The sequence below is a fragment of the Dechloromonas sp. ZY10 genome (assembly GCF_041378895.1).
In the GTDB taxonomy this organism is placed as follows: Bacteria; Pseudomonadota; Gammaproteobacteria; order Burkholderiales; family Rhodocyclaceae; genus Azonexus; species Azonexus aquae.
The window spans coordinates 369592-386044 of the sequence record NZ_CP144212.1; the positions used below are offsets into that span (position 1 = coordinate 369592).

The window sequence follows — 16453 nt, forward strand, 5'->3', positions numbered from 1 at the left end:
GCGCCTAACCACTAACGCCTGAATCCTTGAGCCTCGCGCTCCAGCTCACTCCGCGAGAAAACGCTCCAGCAGCACGTTGAGGAAACGCCGTCCCTTCAGCGTCGGGGCGATCTGCTCGGCCGAAACCGTGAGCAGGCCATCGGCTTCCGCCGCCTTGAGTTGCGGCACGATGACGCTGATCGGCAGCGAGGTGCGCTGCTCGAACAGGTCGGGGTCGAAGCCGTCGGCGAGGCGCAGCGCATTCATCAGGAATTCGAAGGGCAGGTCGCGTGCGGCGACCTGCTGTTCGTCCTGGACCGGCGTGCCGGCAGCGACCTGCTCGAAATAGGCCTTGGGATGCTTCCAGCGCATCTGGCGCAGGACCCGGTCGTGCAGCGTCAGCTTGGAGTGGGCACCGGCGCCGATCCCGAGATAGTCGCCGAACTGCCAGTAGTTGAGGTTGTGGCGGCACAGCCATTCCGGGCGGGCGAAGGCCGAGGTTTCGTAATTGCGGAACCCGGCGGTGGCGAGCCGGGCTTCGATCGTTTCCTGCATGTCGGCACAGTGATCGCTTTCCGGCAACTCCGGCGGGAAAGCGGCGAAGCGGGTGTTCGGCTCCAGCGTCAGCTGGTAGCAGGAGAGATGCGTCGGCTTGAAGGCGAGCGCCTGTTCGACGTCGGCCAGTGCTTGAGCCTGGGTTTGACCGGGCAGGCCGTACATCAGGTCGAGATTGAAGGTCTCGAAATGGCGGGCGGCGAGTTCGGCGGCGTGGCGTGCCTCGGCGCTGTCGTGAACCCGGCCGAGCGCCTGCAGATGCGCGTCGTTGAAGCTCTGGATGCCGAGCGACAGGCGGCTGACGCCGGCGGCGCGGAAGGCGGCGAAGCGCCCGGCTTCGGCGGTGCCGGGATTGGCTTCGAGGGTGATTTCGGCGTCCGGGGTCAGCCGCGCCAGCGCGCGGAAGGCGGCGAGCAGTTCGTCGATGGCCGCCGGCGAAAGCAGGCTGGGGGTACCGCCGCCGAAGAAGACGCTGACCACCGGCCGGCCCCAGATCAGCGGCAGCGCGCTTTGCAAATCCTGCAGCAGCGCAGCGACGTAGTCGCGTTCGGGAATCTCGCCCGCTGCCTCGTGCGAGTTGAAATCGCAGTAGGGACATTTGCGGATGCACCACGGCACATGCACGTAGAGCGATAAGGGCGGCGAAGCGCGAAATTCGAGCGTTTCCACGGTCGACCGTGGTTTTTCGGCAAAAATGGGGATAGTGCGCATGATTCCGGGGCGGGGATGACGACGGCGGACAGGGCTGCGGCCAAGCCGCAGCGGCTTGGCTCGGACCTATTCGGCGGTCAGTCGTTCCAGCAATCTGGCCATCGCCTGGCCGCGGTGCGACAGACGGTTTTTGGTTTCGGCGGCGAGTTCGGCGGCGGTCTGCTGTTTGCCGGGGACGAAGAACAGCGGGTCGTAGCCGAAGCCCTCGGCGCCGCGCGGCGCAGCGAGGATTTCGCCGTGCCACTCGCCTTCGGCGATGATCGGCTGCGGATCGTCGGCAGTCCGACAAAGCACCAGCACGCTGACGAAGTGGGCGCGGCGGTCGCGCTCTCCGGCGAGGTCGGCGAGCAGCTTTTCGTTGTTGCGGGCGTCCGATTTGGGTTCACCCGCATAGCGGGCCGAGATCACGCCGGGGGCGCCGCCCAAGGCGCGCACGCAGAGGCCGGAGTCGTCGGCCAGGGCCGGCAGGCCGCTATGCTGTGCGGCGTGGCGAGCCTTGGCCAGGGCGTTTTCAACAAAGGTGGCATGCGGTTCTTCGGCTTCGGGAATGCCGAGCTGGCCCTGCGGGATGACTTCGATGCCGAGCGGCGCCAGCAGCGCGTTGAGTTCCTTGATCTTCTTGGCGTTGTTCGAGGCGAGGACGAGTTGTTTCATGGTGCGGGTCCGAAAAATGCCGGCTTTCACGGTCGACCGTGAAAGCCGGCAAAAACGCGCGCCGTCAGGCCTAGAACAGCTCGATCGCCGCCTTGCCGCCTTGGCGGTCGGTCGGAGCCAGGCTGCCCGCCTGTTGATGGTGGGCGCGTTCATGATCGACAAAGGAGCCGAGGATACTCTTGATTGCCTGTCCGCCAAAGTTGACCGTGCCTTCTTCCAGGCGCAGTTCCTGGCGCATTTGCTCAAGCACGGCGTCTTTGTCGCTTTGCGCCCGGTCGAGGCGTTCGAGCATCTGGCGGATGATGTCCTGATACTGGACACTGGCGAGCATGGCATTGATCTGGTCGGCCAGCTCAGCGTTGATTGCGGCGCCTTCGCTCACCCGGTGACGCAGGTTCTGGCTTTCTGTTTCGCTTTGCTGCTGCAGGATTTCGACCGAATGGAGCAGGTGCAGCGCATGTTCGAGTTCGCGCTGGGCGGTTTCCTGGTGTTCCTTGCTGAAGGCGTTGGCAACGCTGCGCTGGGCACGCTCGATGCCTTGCCAGACTTCGTCCGCCGCTTCGCTGGAGCGATTGGCGAGCTTGCGCACCTCGTCGGCGACGACGGCAAAGCCGCGTCCCTGTTCGCCGGCCCGGGCGGCTTCGATGGCGGCGTTAAGCGCCAGCAGGTTGGTCTGGGCGCTGATGTCCTTGATGATCTCGACCAGTTTGCCGAGTTCGCTGACGCTGGCGATGATGTGGGTGAATTGTTCGCGCTCGGCCTCCATCCGTTCCGGCAACTGGCCGAGGAAATCCTTGATCTCACCAATGGCCCGCCCGGGGTTCGTGGCGTCGTCAGCGTGCGTCTGATGTACGTCGCGCAGCAACGTGATCAGGCGGTTGCTTTGCTGGTCCAGCGCCAGGATGCGTTCGACGATCTGGGTCGCCGATGATTCGGTAAACCGGACCACTTCTTCGTGTGCGGCAAAAAAACGGGTTTCCAGCGTGTGCACCTGCTCCAGCGTGGCCGCCGTGTCCTCGCATTTTTCCTGCAGCAGGTTGCGTTCCATCAGTAGCAGCGACATGTATGACAAGCTGCTGAGAAAGGTGGTTTCGACGCCGCCCCACTGGCCGATGCGGTAGCGCGACAGGGCGTAGAACAGCAGGCTGCCGACGGCCAGGATTGCCAGTGCGGTAACCAGCGGTGCCAGAACGTGCGGCGAGATGCCGAGGCGGGCGCCGGACTGCGCCAGCGCCTCCGAGAAAACCAGGCCGCCGAGGGCCACGATGATCGCATTGCCGATCAGGAAGGAGAAGAAAAAACGGCGGATCTGCGACAGCAGACGGTAGGCGTTTTCATTCCACTGGCGTTCAAGTTCGCGATTCATGGTTTTCCCGTCGGATTTTGATGTTGTTGTAATGAATTCTGCAATTGTACGACCTCGGCTGCACTCTGCGGCTTGCCAAACAGATAACCCTGGACAATCTCGCAGCCGGCAGCGCGGATGTGTTCGAGTTCGCCGGCATGCTCGACCCCTTCGGCAACAATCTCCAGCCCCATCAGTCGCCCCAGGCCGGCGATCAGATGCACCACGCCCTGCGATTTTTCCGAGTGCGGCAGGGTGCGGACAAAGGAGCGGTCGATTTTCAGCGTGGCAATCGGCAAGCGGGTCAGGTAGGAGAGCGAAGAGTAACCGGTGCCGAAATCGTCAAGCGCGCTACGGATGCCCAGGGCGCGCAGTTGTCCGAGCAGGTTCACCATGTGCTCGATGTCGAGCAGGGCCATTCGCTCGGTCACCTCCAGCTCCAGCAAATAGGGCGGAATCCGGTGCTTGGCCAAGGCGGCGGTGATCCGGTCGATCAGTTCCGGGTCGTTGAATTCGCTGGCCGAGACATTGATCGACATGACCAATTCAGGCATGCCGGCATCGAGCCAGCGGCGCAGCTGCCCCAGGCTTTCGTCGAGCAGCCAGGCGCCGACCTGGCGGATCAGGCCAGTGTCTTCCAGCAAGGGGATGAACTCGTCTGGCGGCACCAGGCCACGGGTCGGCGATTGCCAGCGCATCAGGGCTTCGACGCCGCGCAGGCTGTGTCCGTCGGCATCGAGTTGCGGCTGGTAGACCAGGAAAAATTCCCGTTCATCAACTGCCTGCTGCAGGTCGTGGCCGAGTTCGAAGCGTTTGCGCACTTCGGTGTCCATGGCCGGTGCAAAAAAGTGGTAACGGTTGCGCCCGGCCTTTTTCGCCGAGTACATCGCGATGTCTGCCAGCTTGATCAGTTCCTCGGCATGCCTGGCGTCGGCGGGGTAGCAGGCCAGTCCGACGCTGGTGGAGACAATATGCTTCTGCCCGGCGAGCAGGACCGGTTGCCGGCGCTTTTCGATGATTTGCTCGGCAATCCGCTCCAGTACCTGTGGATGCTCGAGATCGCGGATGATCACCACGAATTCGTCGCCGGCCAGACGGCCGACAAAATCGCTCTGGCGAACGCTGTGGCGCAGGGTGTCGGCGACGTGGCGGAGCAATTCATCGCCAACCGGGTGACCCAGGGCATCGTTGATGTCCTTGAAGCCGTCGAGGTCGAGAAAGGCGAGTCCAAGACTGTTCCCCTTGCGTTCTGCTTCCTGCAGCGATTCGGCGAGGCACTCCTCGAAGGCCCGGCGGTTGGGCAGGCCGGTCAGCGGGTCGCTGTGCGCCTGCTGGGCCAACTCTTCGCGGCTGACGCGCAGCTCGGCTTCGTTTTGCACCAGTGCGGTGATGTCGTGAAAGCTTTCAATCACACCGGTGACCTTGCCGTCGAGGTCGCAGAGCGGGCTGGCGGCAACGTCGTAAAGGATCGGCTGATCGTTGGCCCCTGTCCCGACGTGGGTCAGACGGATGATTTCTCCCTGGGCAGCAATCTCCTTCAGCGGGCAGCGGCGCTGATGTTCCTGGCAGGGCGAGGCAAGTCCGTGAATCACGTAGTGGCAAAGGTTGTCCCGGTCGTTCCGGAAACGTGTGCCGCAGCGTTCGCGCAGTGCCCGGTTGTGGCTGACGATGCGGTAATTGCTGTCAATCACCAGTACCGGGTCGTGCAGGTTCTCCAGCACGGTATCGAGAAACAGCTTCTGGTGTTCGATATGGCGGGCTTTTTCGGAGAGCAGGCGTTCGCGCTGGCTGATTGCTTCGACCATTTCGTTGAACTTGCCGATCACCCGGTCCACTTCGTCGTGTCGGGCAGAAATCGGCAGGATCGGAAACTGGCCTTCGCCGCAGTCTTCGACCGCCGCAGCCAGTGTGCGCAGCCGGCGTAGCTGGAAGCGCTCAAAAGCTGTCAGCAGGGTAAGGAAGAGCACGGCGCCGGTGACGGTGATTGCCAGCAGGCGGGTCCAGATCAGTTCGCTTTGTTCGGCCCGACGATTCTCGATCCGGGTATACAGGACGCCGCGCAAGTCGCCATTCCGGTAATCGAAACCTCCGGCTTCGGCGTAGCGGGCCTGGATCAGCGGCAGGGTTTCGCCACGTGGACCGTGGCAGGCGAGGCAGGCTGGCTCGATCCAGAGCGGCGCCGACATCTGGTAGCCGGGCTGGCCGTCGGGCAGGCGGATGCTCTGGAAGTGCAGTTTTTCTTGCGGATGCGCCTTGAAATGCTCGATCGCCGTCTGGCTGTAAGCATCGGCCCGGTTCCGGGGGTTGCGCGGATTGTCGGAGACGTTGGCAAACGTGGCGAGGTTGTCCGTCTCGGCCTGATGACGCTGGGCCATTTCACTGATCGTGCTGCCCGGGCAAAGGCGGATTGTCTGTTCGTTGAGGGGCAACTCCGCTTGCTGTACGCGTTCGCGGTAAGTCTGGCGCATCAGCAGCAGCAGATGGGTGCTGTCCTCCAGGGTTCTGCGGGCGGTTTGCTCGGTGGTCTGGCGGAGCGTCACCATGTCGAAAAGCAAGGAGACGACCAGCAGGCAGGCTACAGCCAGGGCAGTGATTTTGAGGATCAGGGAGCGCATGTCGTAAGGCAGAGAAACGCCGAAGTCCAAGATTAGCGTTTGCCGATGATGGCTGCCAAGCCAACTCCCGCCTTATTCGGGAGGCGGTTGACGTGTGTCAACCGGAGGCGAGGCTCGCCGTTGCGGCGTACCTCGCGGTCAACCGCTTCAACTGGCGAGCGCGGTCCGCTGCGCGGCGAGCAGGCGCGTGATGCCGAGTTCTGCCAGATCAACCAGAACGTTCATCTGCGGGCGGGTAAACGGGGTGCCTTCGGCGGTGCCCTGGATTTCGACGATGCCGCCCTGGCCGGTCATGATCACGTTCATGTCGGTGTCGCAGTCGGAGTCTTCCGGGTAGTCGAGGTCAAGGACCGGGGTGCCGGCAAAAATCCCGACCGAGACGGCGGCGACCTGGTCGCGCAGCGGATTCACGGTCAACTTGCCAGATTGCACCAATTTCTCGCAGGCATCGTGCAGCGCCACCCAGGCGCCGGTGATGGCGGCGCAGCGGGTGCCGCCGTCGGCCTGCAGCACATCGCAGTCAAGGGTGATCTGGCGCTCGCCAAGTGCGCTCAGGTCGGTCACTGCGCGCAGGCTGCGCCCGATCAGGCGCTGGATTTCCTGCGTGCGCCCGGTTTGCTTGCCCTTGGCTGCTTCGCGCGCCGAGCGGGTGTGGGTCGAACGGGGCAGCATGCCGTACTCGGCGGTGACCCAGCCCTGGCCTTTGCCGCGCAGAAAGGGGGGGACATTTTCTTCGACCGAGGCGGTGCACAACACTCGGGTGTCGCCCATTTCGATCAGGACCGAGCCTTCGGCGTGACGGGTGAAGTTGCGGGTGATCCGTACCGTGCGGAGTTGGTCGGCTTGGCGTTGGCTGGGGCGCATGTTTATTGTCCTGGTTTTTTCGGGTTGTATTTTTCGATGGCGGCACGGATTTCCTCGATCGCTTTTTCGATCTCGTCATCCGACAATTCGCCCTTGTAAGCCGGAGTCCGGCCAAATTCTTCCATTTGCGTTGCCACTTCGTGCAGCGCCATGGTCTGGGTCGAAATCGAGCTTGCGCTGTCTTCCGGGGTTTCTTCCCAGCGGATCGCAACCACCGACAGGTTGTCGCCGTGCGGGCCGCCCTTGACCTCGGCCTGGGCCATCAACATCGGTACCGCCTGCAGCAGGTTGGCCCCCTTCAGGGCTACCGCCATCAGGTCGCCGGAAGTGACGCCCCACAGGCCGTCGGTGGCCAGGAGCAGTACGTCGCCGTGCTCGAGTGGAGTTTTGCGCGAATATTCGATTTCCGGCGGCGTGCTGCCGCCCAGGCAACTGTAAATCTTGTTGCGGTCCGGGTGGTGGGCGGCCTGGGCTTCGGAAATCATCCCTTCTTCAAGCAGCAGGCGAATCCGCGAATGGTCGCGGGTTTGCGCCATGACCCGACCGCCGCGCAGCAGGAACAGGCGTGAGTCGCCGGCGTGCGCCCAATAGGCGACGCCGTCCTGGACTACACAGGTGACGATGGTGGTGCGCGGTGATTCGGCAAGCTGTTTGTGCGCCGTGTAGTCGATGATCGCCCGGTGCCCATGATTGATTGCCCGTTGCAGGAACATGAACGGGTCGGGGAGTTGCGGCTTGGCTTCACGCTGGAAGCTGTTGACCAAGGTCTGGACGGCAATTTGTGCGGCGATTTCGCCGTGATGGTGGCCGCCCATGCCGTCGGCGATGACCAGTAACAGGGCGTCGCGGGTATAGCTGTAGGCCGTGCGGTCCTCGTTGTTGCCGCGGCCACCCTGGCGACTTTCCTGATAGACGGTGAATTTCATTTATTCTGATTCCTGAATATTCCGACCAGCCGGTCAAACCAGCCTCCTTCTTCCGGTTCGGCGCTGGCTTTGGGCGGGACCTGCTCGACCAAAGCCTTTTGCAGGGCAAAAACGCTTTGCGGACGTTGCAGGTGGTCAAGGTGCAGACACCAGTCGATGGTCTGCAACAGATGTTCGCTGTAGCGGCCCTGCCAGCGTTCGACCGCAGGCAGGTAGCACTCTTCCTTCTGGCGCTCATCGGCGGCTGGCGGAGCTTTGCCGGCAATGCAGGCATACATCGAGGCCCCGACGCTGTAAATGTCGCTCCATGGGCCAAGGTCGCGGCGTTCGCCGTAATGTTCGGGCGAGGCGTAACCGGGGGTGTACATCGGCTTCAGCATCGGCTGGTCCTGGACCAGTGTCTGGCGGGCCGCACCGAAGTCGATCAGTACTGGCGAATTGTTGCCGCGCAGGTAAATGTTGGACGGCTTGAGGTCGAGGTGCAGCAGTTTGTGAGCATGCACTTCGCGCAGGCCGTTGAGCATCCGGGTGAATAGCCCGCGAATGAAACGTTCCGAAACCTTGTCGCGATGCTTCAGGATGTGTTCCTGCAGTGTGCGGCCCTTTTCGTATTCCATCACCATGTAAACGGTGTCGTTGGCGCGGAAGAAATTGAGCACGCGTACTACATTGGGGTGAGACAGGCGGGCCAGCGCCCGGCCTTCCTCGAAAAAACATTTCATGCCATAGCGAAAGGCGCCGAGATGTTCTTCCGTGATGTTCGGGCGCAACTCGCCGGCCGCACGCAGCGCCAGGCTGTTCGGCAGGTATTCCTTGATCGCTACCTGGTGGCCGGCCGGGTCGCTGGCGAGATAGACGATCGAAAACCCGCCCAGCGAGAGCTGGCGTTCAATCGTATATTCTTCGAGGCGGTGGCCGTCGGGGAGCGGGTGATTGGCTTGTTGCGCCATCAATCTCACGGTTATGATGCAGTTTCGGGCATTTTCGGGCGTGTTGCCCGCCCTGTAAAGCTGGAGACCTTCCCCTGATGATTAGCAGCATGACCGGATATGCAGTGAAGACCCGCGATGTCGAGCGTGGCACGCTGCAGTTTGAACTCAAAAGCGTGAATTCGCGCTACCTCGATTTTCATTTCAGGGTCATGGAAGAGTTGCGGGCACTGGAGATGCCCTTGCGCGAACTGCTCGCTGCCAAGCTCACTCGGGGCAAGGTCGAGTGCCGCCTGTCGTTCAACCAGAACGGCGGGCGCAGCGAACATCTTGAAGCCAATCCGGCATTGCTCGACACGCTCAAGGCCCTCCAAGGGCAGGTACTTGCCTCTCTGCCCGGGGCTCAGCCGCTGAGCGTTGGCGAGGTTCTGCGCTGGCCGGGCATGCTGGGCGATCAAAGCGTTGATTTTGCCGCCCTGACGCCCGAAGTGCTGGCGCTGGCCCGCGAGGTGCTGGCCGAATTTTCCGCCAGTCGTGCGCGCGAAGGGGCAAAACTGGCGCAGTTGATCGTTGACCGTGTCAATGCGATGCGCGACATCGTGCGCGCCGTTGCGCCGCGCATTCCCGAAGCCCAGGCCTTGTTTACCGATCGCTTGCGCCAGCGCCTGCGCGAGGCGCTGGAAAGCGAGGCCGGTGAGGAACGGATTCTGCAGGAAGTTGCGGTGTTTGCCGCCCGGATCGATGTGGCCGAGGAAATCGGTCGGTTGATGACTCACCTCGATGAGGTCGAGCGTGTTCTCAAGCAAGGCGGGGCTTGTGGCAAGCGGCTGGATTTCCTGATGCAGGAGCTCAATCGCGAGGCCAATACACTTGGGTCAAAGTCTGCGCTGGTCGAGGTTTCCCAGGCCTCGATGGATCTCAAGCTGCTGATTGAGCAGATGCGCGAACAGATTCAGAACCTCGAATAGGATCTTCCCGATGCCAGCTTCCGTGATCGAAACCTCTCGGCTTTCTTCACGGGCGTTGGCCTTGCGTCTGCTGCTTGGCGGGCTATTTTTGGCTATTGCGGTGGCCAGCCTGGCCGCCTATTTTTTGCACCTCGGTCTGCGTCAGGCCGAGGAGCGGACCCGGATCGAAGTCGAAAACCTCGCGTTGGTGCTGGACCGGGAAATCGCATCGTCGTTTGACAAGGTTAATTTGCTGCTCGGGGCGGTAGGCGACGATTTTCTCCGGCGACGCAGCCAGGGGCAGTTTGCCGGACACGGTCTCTATCTTGACGAGTTGCGTCAGCGCTTGCCGATTCTGGCCCTGCTTGGCGTGGCCGATAGCCGCGGAATCGTCGCGCCGGGGAGTGCCAGCCAGGCGCGCGGAGCCACTTCGATCGGTGATCGCGATTATTTCCGTACCCTGCGCGATAACCCGCATCGCCTCTGGGTGATCTCCGAACCCCTGCGCGGTCGTATCAGCGGCCGGTGGGCGATCATCATTGCCCGTCGGCTGACCGACGCCGAGGGGCAATTCGCCGGGGTTGCCTACGCCAGTGTCGATCTGGCGCATTTTGAAAAACAGTTTTCCGAACTGCGCCTTGGCGAAAAAGGGGCGATTTCTTTTCGTGATGAACAATTGCGGGTGATTGCCCGGATGCCCTACGAGGCGGCCGGCTCAACCCAGATTTCCGAGGAGTTCCGGGCCGCCCTGGCGCGGGATAACCGACAAGGATGGTACGTTTCAGGGACGTCTACGGTCGACGGCGTAGCTCGGCTGTATGCTTACCGCTTCAACCCGCAGTATCGCTATTACCTTAATGTCGGGATGGAACTCGCCACCTTTCGTGATGCCTGGATGGCGCAGTTGCAAGGGACCTTTGTCCTGCTCGGGGTGCTGTTCCTGCTGATCGGCGCCGGGGCCTGGGGGGCTCATCGTGCGGCACGGCGGATCGCACTGCGTGAGCGGACCTTGCAAACCCTCTTCGATACGTCCGATGCGGCAATCTTCATGCTTGACCTCGGAGGGCGGATCGTTCAGGCCAATCGGCGGATGGCCGAAATCTGGGGAATGGCTTACGAGCAACTCCAGGGGTGTGAATATCTGACCCTGCTGGCAAGCGGGGGTGAGGCCGAAAAACTGCGGCTGGAGCGCGTGCTGACTGGCGGGAGTGAGCAGTTGCGCAGCGAAAACGAGTATCGGCGGGCTGACGGCAGTCACTTCGTCGGGCTGCATTGCAGTCGTCTGCTGCATGGTGAAGGCGGCAGGCCGCTGGGGGCGGTTTGTCTGGTTACCGACATTACGGCCGAGCGACATAACAGTCGTGAGCTTGAGCGTTACCGCGATCGTCTCGAGGAACTGGTTGCCGAGCGAACGGCCGAACTGGAGTTGGCCAAGGAGTATGCCGAGGGAGCAAGTCGGGCCAAGAGTCGTTTTCTGGCCAATATGAGTCATGAAATCCGGACCCCGATGAATGCGATCATTGGCTTGACCCATCTGCTCCAGCGCGATCAGCCGACGTCGCAGCAGGGTGAGCGTTTGCGCAAGATCGGCGTGGCCGCCGAACACCTGCTGGCCGTGCTCAATGACATTCTCGATATTTCCAAGATCGAATCGGGCAAGCTCAACTTGCAGGCCGAACCCTTCGTGCCGCAACATCTGCTTGAACGGGTGCTGGCCTTGTGCAGCGAGCGGGCGCAAGCCAAGGGGCTGACGCTGGTTGGCGAGTTTGCCGGGTTGCCGCCATGCCTGTTGGGCGACGCAACTCGGCTGAGTCAGGCTCTGCTCAACTATCTGAGCAATGCGATCAAGTTTACCGAGCAAGGAAAAATTACCTTGCGGGTGACTTGCCCTGACGCTGATACACAGTTCGTGGTGTTGCGCTTTGAGGTCGAGGATAGCGGGATCGGCATCGCGCCTGAGGTGATGCCCCGCCTGTTCCATGCCTTCGAGCAGGTCGACGATTCAACCACCAGGCGTTTTGGCGGTACTGGCCTGGGTTTGGCGATCACCCGCCATCTGGCGCGTCTGATGGGAGGGGATGCCGGTGCCGAAAGCCGGCCGGGGCTGGGCAGCATCTTCTGGATGACGGTCCGACTGGCGCGTGCCGGCGCAGTTCAGGCTCCGACCGAGGCACCAGTCGCGCGTCCGGCAACGCAGCGCTATCCCTCGGCGCGGGTGCTGCTGGTCGAGGACGATGCGGTGAGTCGCGAAGTCGCGGCGGATTTGCTGCGTGAATTCGCTGGGATCGAGCCGGAAGTCGCCGAGAGTGGCGAACAGGCCCTGGCCAGGCTGGCACTGGCGAGTTACGACCTGGTCTTGCTCGATCTGGCGATGCCCGGGATCGATGGCTTTGAAACGGCCCGCCGGATGCGCCGCTTGCCGCACGGGCGTACGCTGCCGATCGTTGCCTTGACCGCGAATGTCTTTGCCGATGACCGGCGACGCTGTCTGGAAGCCGGGATGAATGACCATCTGGCCAAGCCTTTGGGGCCGGCGGCACTGGAGCAGGTGTTGCAGCAATGGCTAGGGGCAGCTTCGGTACAATAAGCTTTTTTTGCAGGGAAGGAAGACATGGCCGGGAATCTTTATGTCGTCGCGGCGCCTTCGGGGGCGGGCAAGACCACCTTGGTGCGGCTGTTGCTGGAGCGCGAGCCGGCGGTTCGCTTGTCGATTTCCTGGACCACGCGCGGGCCCCGTCCGGGCGAGGAGAACGGTCGTGAATACCATTTCACTGCGGTCGACGAGTTCAAAGCGATGATTTCGCGGCAGGAGTTCCTGGAGTGGGCGGAAGTTCACGGCAACTACTACGGGACTTCGAAAAAATGGATTGCCGACCGCCTGGCCGAGGGCGCGGACGTGTTGCTGGAAATCGACTGGCAAGGCGCGCAGCAGGTAAGAGCCGAGTTTCCCGGTGCGATCGGCGTGTTTATCCTGCCGCCCTCCATGGAAGAATTGACCCGGCGCCTGACCGGTCGCGGGACCGATGCCCCGGAGGTGATTGCCCGGCGGTTGGCGGCGGCGCAAGCCGAGATGCGGCATGTCGGCGAATTCGACTATGTTATAGTTAACGACCGGCTTGAGCAGGCGCTGGATGACTTGTGCGCGGTGGTTCGCGCCTCCCGTCTGGCACTGCCCGCGCAACGTGCGCGGCACGCCGAACTCTTTGCCCGACTTGTCTGATGGGCTATTACTGCCCGCTTTTGAGGTTTCCCCCATGGCTCGTGTTACCGTTGATGATTGCCTGAAACGTATTCCCAACCGCTTCCAGATGACGCTGGCAGCTGCGCACCGTGCGCGCCAGATCGCCAACGGCGCAACGCCGCTGGTCGATCCTGAGAAGGACAAGCCGACGGTGGTCGCATTGCGCGAACTGGCCATCGGCAAAGTCGGCCTGGAAGTGCTGAACCGCGGCCAGGCTTGATCGCCGGGGCGGGAGGCTGCGCATGGACAACCATCCGACGACTTTCCCGCCTGCCGAAGAAGACCCGGCGTACCTGGTCTTCCTGGATAGTCTTGACTATCTGCCGAGCGACGATGTGGCTCGGATCAAGGCCGCCTACGCCTATGCTGCCAAGGCCCATGCGCATCAAAAGCGGATGTCGGGCGAGCCTTATATCACCCATCCGCTCGCAGTTGCCGGTGCCATCGTCGAATGGCAGATGGACGCCGATGCGGTTTGCGCCGCGCTGCTGCACGATGTGATGGAGGATGCCGGGGCGTGCAAGCACGAACTGGCGGAAAAGTTCGGCAAGCCGGTGGCCGAACTGGTGGATGGGCTTTCCAAGCTCGACAAGATGGAGTTCGCCTCGTACCAGGAGGCGCAGGCGGAAAATTTCCGCAAGATGCTGATGGCGATGGCGCGCGATCTGCGCGTGGTGCTGATCAAGCTGGCCGACCGTCATCACAATGTGCAGACGATGTCGGCGATGCGCCCGGACAAGCGGCGACGGATCGCGTATGAAACCCTGGAAATTTACGCCCCGATTGCCCTGCGCCTGGGCCTCAACAAGCTCTATCGCGAACTGCAGGACATTTCCTTCCGCCTGATCTATCCGCATCGGGCCGAGGTGCTGGCCAAGGCATTGCGGGCGGCGCGTGGCAACCGCAAGGAACTGCTGACGCGGATTCTCGAGAATATCCGTGGCAAGCTCGAGCATGCCGGTTTGCGTGCCGAAGTATTCGGGCGTGAGAAAAGCCTGTATTCGATCTTCCGCAAGATGCAGGAGAAGCGCCTGTCGTTTTCGCAGGTGCTCGATATTTACGGTTTTCGTGTCGTCGTCGAGAACGTGCCCACCTGCTATCTGGCGCTCGGTGCCCTGCACGCGTTGTACAAGCCGGTGCCGGGCAAGTTCAAGGACTACGTTGCCATCCCCAAGGCCAACGGCTACCAGTCGCTGCACACGACGCTGATCGGTCCTTACGGAACGCCGGTTGAAGTCCAGATCCGTACCCGCGAAATGCATAACGTTGCGCAGGAAGGGGTTGCCGCTCACTGGCTGTACAAGGACGGCAACGAGTCGAGTGCCGAACTGCAGATCAAGACTCATAAATGGCTGCAGTCTCTGCTCGAAATGCAGACCAGCGATTCGGCCGAGTTCTTCGAGAACGTCAAGATCGACCTCTTCCCCGATGAGGTCTATGTGTTTACGCCCAAGGGCAAGATCATGGCGATGCCGCGCGGCGCGACGGTGGTCGATTTCGCTTACGCGGTGCATACCGATGTCGGCAATCACTGTTCGTCGGCACGCATCAACCATGAGCTGGCACCGTTGCGAACCGAACTGCGCAATGGTGATCTGGTCGAGATCATCACCGCCCAGAATGCCCAGCCCAATCCGGTGTGGCTGAGTTACGTCAAGACCGGACGGGCACGCAGCAAGATTCGTCATCATCTGCGCACGATGCAGAACGAAGAGTCGGCGCGCCTGGGCGAGCGGATGTTGCGTCAGGAACTGCTGTCGCTGGGCGTGGTTCCGATTTCGATTCCGGCGGCCGCCTGGGACAGCCTGGTCAAGGCCAGCGGCCAGAAGAGCCTCGACGAGGTGTATACCGACATCGGCCTGGGCAAGCGTCTGCCTTCGGTGGTCGCCCGCCGGCTCCTGGCGCGTGAGGACATGGCCGGCGATGCCGGCAGCAACATGACCCTGGCGATTCACGGGACGGAGGGGATGGCGATCCAGTTGGCGCACTGCTGCCAGCCGATTCCGGGTGATCCGATCATCGGCTCGATCAAGAAGGGTAGCGGCCTGGTCATCCATACCCACGATTGTCCGGTGATCCGTAAATCGCGTTCGACCGATCCGCAGAAATGGATCGATGTCGAATGGGAGCCGGAAGAAGGCAAGCTGTTCGATATTCGCATCCGGGTCGAGGTGAAAAATACTCGTGGGGTGCTGGCACAGGTGGCGGCGGCGATTGCCGAAGCTGGTTCGAACATCGAGCATGTCGCCATGGATGCCGATCCTGAACGCTTGATGACCTCGTTGCGGTTTACTATCCAGGTCGCTCACCGCACCCATCTGGCGGCAGTGATGCGCGGCTTGCGCCATATTCCGGAGGTCGCCCGCATTCATCGCGAACGCGGAGGCGAAGCTTGAGGATTGCGGTTCTCGGCGCCGGCGTGGTCGGAACGACCAGTGCCTGGTACCTGGCCCGGGCTGGCCATCAGGTGACGGTGATCGAGCGTCAGCCGGTGGCGGGTAATGAAACAAGTTTTGCCAATGGCGGCCAGATCTCGGTTTCGCACGCCGAGCCCTGGGCCAATCCGCATGTCCTGCCCCGGGTGCTCAAATGGCTGGGGCGTGAGGATGCTCCCTTGCTCTGGCGCTGGCGTGCAGACCCGGAGCAGTTGGCCTGGGGCCTGCAGTTTTTGCGCGAATGCCTGCCCGGGCGGACGCGAGCCAATATCGCGGCGATCGTTGCCCTGGCGCTCTACAGCCGGCGCTGTCTGCAGGAGTTGCGCCAGGATTTCAACGCCAGTGGCCAGCCTTTGGCCTACGATCACCTGCAGCGCGGAATTCTGCATATTTACAGCGATCCGGCCGAGTTCGAGCTGGCGCAAAGGGCGGCGGCGACCATGCGCAGCTTCGGACTTGATCGTCACACGGTCGACGCTGCCGAATGCCGAAAAATCGAACCGGCGCTGGCAGCCAGCGAGTTGCCGCTGGTCGGTGGCGACTACACCGCCTCCGACGAATCCGGCGATGCCCACCGCTTTACGCGGGCGCTGGCCGAACGGGCAGCGGCGGCCGGTGTCGTTTTTCGTTATGAAACCCGGGTCGACCGGATCGAGGTCGTTGCCGGCGAGGTCCAGGGCGTCTGGCTGCAAGCGGCGGGCGCTCCCGCTGAGTATCTGCAGGCCGACGCCTACGTTCTGGCGCTCGGCAGTTATTCGCCGCAATTGCTCAAACCGCTCGGCTTGCGCCTGCCGGTCTATCCGGCCAAGGGCTATTCGGCCACGCTGCCGTTGGCGAGCGGTGACGGGGCGCCGACGGTTAGTCTGACCGACGACGAGCGCAAGCTGGTCTTTTCGCGGCTCGGTGACCGGCTACGGGTCGCCGGTACGGCTGAATTCAACGGCTACAACCTCGAACTCAACCCGGTCCGCTGCCAAAGCCTGTGGACGCGTACCCGGCAAATCTTCCCGCAACTCCAACTGGCGGGCGAAGCGCAATTCTGGTGTGGCCTGCGTCCGGCCACGCCCTCCAACCTGCCTCTGATCGGGCGCACTCCGCTGCGTCGGCTGTGGCTCAACACCGGGCACGGCACACTGGGCTGGACAATGTCCTGCGGTTCGGCGGCGGCGCTCGCGGATTTGCTTTCCGGGCGACAACCGGAGCCGGTTTTTCCCTTTTTGCCGCGTTGACCGTGATGATCGCCTGCGACTGC

The 16453-nt window shown here is 62.5% G+C and carries 13 protein-coding genes; 6 read left to right on the top strand and 7 right to left on the bottom strand.

Annotated features, from left to right (window positions below):
• Positions 1-45: 45 nt before the first annotated feature.
• From hemW to VX159_RS01800, 7 genes are all read right to left on the bottom strand, one after another.
• Positions 46-1245: a radical SAM family heme chaperone HemW gene (gene hemW / locus VX159_RS01770; RefSeq protein ID WP_371324273.1), complete on the bottom strand. Its 1200-nt coding sequence runs from the start codon at positions 1243-1245 to the stop codon at positions 46-48.
• A 66-nt stretch (positions 1246-1311) separates the two neighbouring features.
• Positions 1312-1899, bottom strand: a complete 588-nt coding sequence (gene rdgB, locus VX159_RS01775) for an RdgB/HAM1 family non-canonical purine NTP pyrophosphatase (protein WP_371324274.1) — start codon at positions 1897-1899, stop codon at positions 1312-1314.
• A 70-nt stretch (positions 1900-1969) separates the two neighbouring features.
• On the bottom strand, positions 1970-3265 hold the full coding sequence (locus VX159_RS01780; protein ID WP_371324275.1) for a methyl-accepting chemotaxis protein: 1296 nt from the start codon (positions 3263-3265) through the stop codon (positions 1970-1972).
• Complete coding sequence (locus tag VX159_RS01785) at positions 3262-5859, bottom strand: EAL domain-containing protein (protein ID WP_371324276.1); 2598 nt, start codon at positions 5857-5859, stop codon at positions 3262-3264. The genes VX159_RS01780 and VX159_RS01785 overlap by 4 nt, the downstream gene beginning before the upstream one ends.
• 147 nt (positions 5860-6006) lie before the next feature.
• Positions 6007-6723, bottom strand: coding sequence for a ribonuclease PH (gene rph, locus VX159_RS01790; protein ID WP_371324277.1), 717 nt, complete (start codon positions 6721-6723; stop codon positions 6007-6009).
• 2 nt (positions 6724-6725) lie between these two features.
• Positions 6726-7649, bottom strand: a complete 924-nt coding sequence (locus VX159_RS01795; protein WP_371324278.1) for a PP2C family serine/threonine-protein phosphatase — start codon at positions 7647-7649, stop codon at positions 6726-6728.
• A complete protein-coding gene (locus tag VX159_RS01800; RefSeq protein ID WP_371324279.1) occupies positions 7646-8599 on the bottom strand; it encodes a serine/threonine protein kinase in 954 nt (317 codons plus the stop codon). Before VX159_RS01800 ends, VX159_RS01795 begins: the two co-directional genes overlap by 4 nt.
• A gap of 77 nt (positions 8600-8676) precedes the next feature.
• Here VX159_RS01800 and VX159_RS01805 point away from each other — a divergent pair, with 77 nt between their 5' ends.
• The 6 genes from VX159_RS01805 to VX159_RS01830 are packed head-to-tail and all read left to right on the top strand — an operon-like array spanning position 8677 to position 16430.
• Positions 8677-9546, top strand: coding sequence for a YicC/YloC family endoribonuclease (locus VX159_RS01805; protein WP_371324280.1), 870 nt, complete (start codon positions 8677-8679; stop codon positions 9544-9546).
• 10 nt (positions 9547-9556) lie between these two features.
• Positions 9557-12112 (top strand): ATP-binding protein, encoded by a 2556-nt coding sequence (locus VX159_RS01810; RefSeq protein ID WP_371324281.1) that lies wholly within the window; start codon positions 9557-9559, stop codon positions 12110-12112.
• 24 nt (positions 12113-12136) lie between these two features.
• The gene (gene gmk, locus VX159_RS01815) at positions 12137-12745 is read left to right on the top strand and encodes a guanylate kinase (RefSeq protein WP_371324282.1); all 609 of its coding nucleotides are present in this window, start codon (positions 12137-12139) and stop codon (positions 12743-12745) included.
• Positions 12746-12779: 34 nt separating this feature from the next.
• Positions 12780-12986, top strand: a complete 207-nt coding sequence (gene rpoZ / locus VX159_RS01820; RefSeq protein WP_371324283.1) for a DNA-directed RNA polymerase subunit omega — start codon at positions 12780-12782, stop codon at positions 12984-12986.
• A 22-nt stretch (positions 12987-13008) separates the two neighbouring features.
• A complete protein-coding gene (locus VX159_RS01825) occupies positions 13009-15162 on the top strand; it encodes a bifunctional (p)ppGpp synthetase/guanosine-3',5'-bis(diphosphate) 3'-pyrophosphohydrolase (protein WP_371324284.1) in 2154 nt (717 codons plus the stop codon).
• Complete coding sequence (locus VX159_RS01830) at positions 15159-16430, top strand: D-amino acid dehydrogenase (protein WP_371324285.1); 1272 nt, start codon at positions 15159-15161, stop codon at positions 16428-16430. The genes VX159_RS01825 and VX159_RS01830 overlap by 4 nt, the downstream gene beginning before the upstream one ends.
• Positions 16431-16453 lie beyond the last annotated feature (23 nt).

Coding starts and splice junctions, on each gene's coding strand:
- VX159_RS01825 (WP_371324284.1), top strand. CDS start 13,009: ATGGACAACCATCCGACGACTTTCCCGCCTGCCGAAGAAGACCCGGCG.
- VX159_RS01795 (WP_371324278.1), bottom strand. CDS start 7,649: ATGAAATTCACCGTCTATCAGGAAAGTCGCCAGGGTGGCCGCGGCAAC.
- rdgB (WP_371324274.1), bottom strand. CDS start 1,899: ATGAAACAACTCGTCCTCGCCTCGAACAACGCCAAGAAGATCAAGGAA.
- VX159_RS01785 (WP_371324276.1), bottom strand. CDS start 5,859: ATGCGCTCCCTGATCCTCAAAATCACTGCCCTGGCTGTAGCCTGCCTG.
- VX159_RS01805 (WP_371324280.1), top strand. CDS start 8,677: ATGATTAGCAGCATGACCGGATATGCAGTGAAGACCCGCGATGTCGAG.
- hemW (WP_371324273.1), bottom strand. CDS start 1,245: ATGCGCACTATCCCCATTTTTGCCGAAAAACCACGGTCGACCGTGGAA.
- gmk (WP_371324282.1), top strand. CDS start 12,137: ATGGCCGGGAATCTTTATGTCGTCGCGGCGCCTTCGGGGGCGGGCAAG.
- VX159_RS01810 (WP_371324281.1), top strand. CDS start 9,557: ATGCCAGCTTCCGTGATCGAAACCTCTCGGCTTTCTTCACGGGCGTTG.
- rph (WP_371324277.1), bottom strand. CDS start 6,723: ATGCGCCCCAGCCAACGCCAAGCCGACCAACTCCGCACGGTACGGATC.
- rpoZ (WP_371324283.1), top strand. CDS start 12,780: ATGGCTCGTGTTACCGTTGATGATTGCCTGAAACGTATTCCCAACCGC.
- VX159_RS01800 (WP_371324279.1), bottom strand. CDS start 8,599: ATGGCGCAACAAGCCAATCACCCGCTCCCCGACGGCCACCGCCTCGAA.
- VX159_RS01780 (WP_371324275.1), bottom strand. CDS start 3,265: ATGAATCGCGAACTTGAACGCCAGTGGAATGAAAACGCCTACCGTCTG.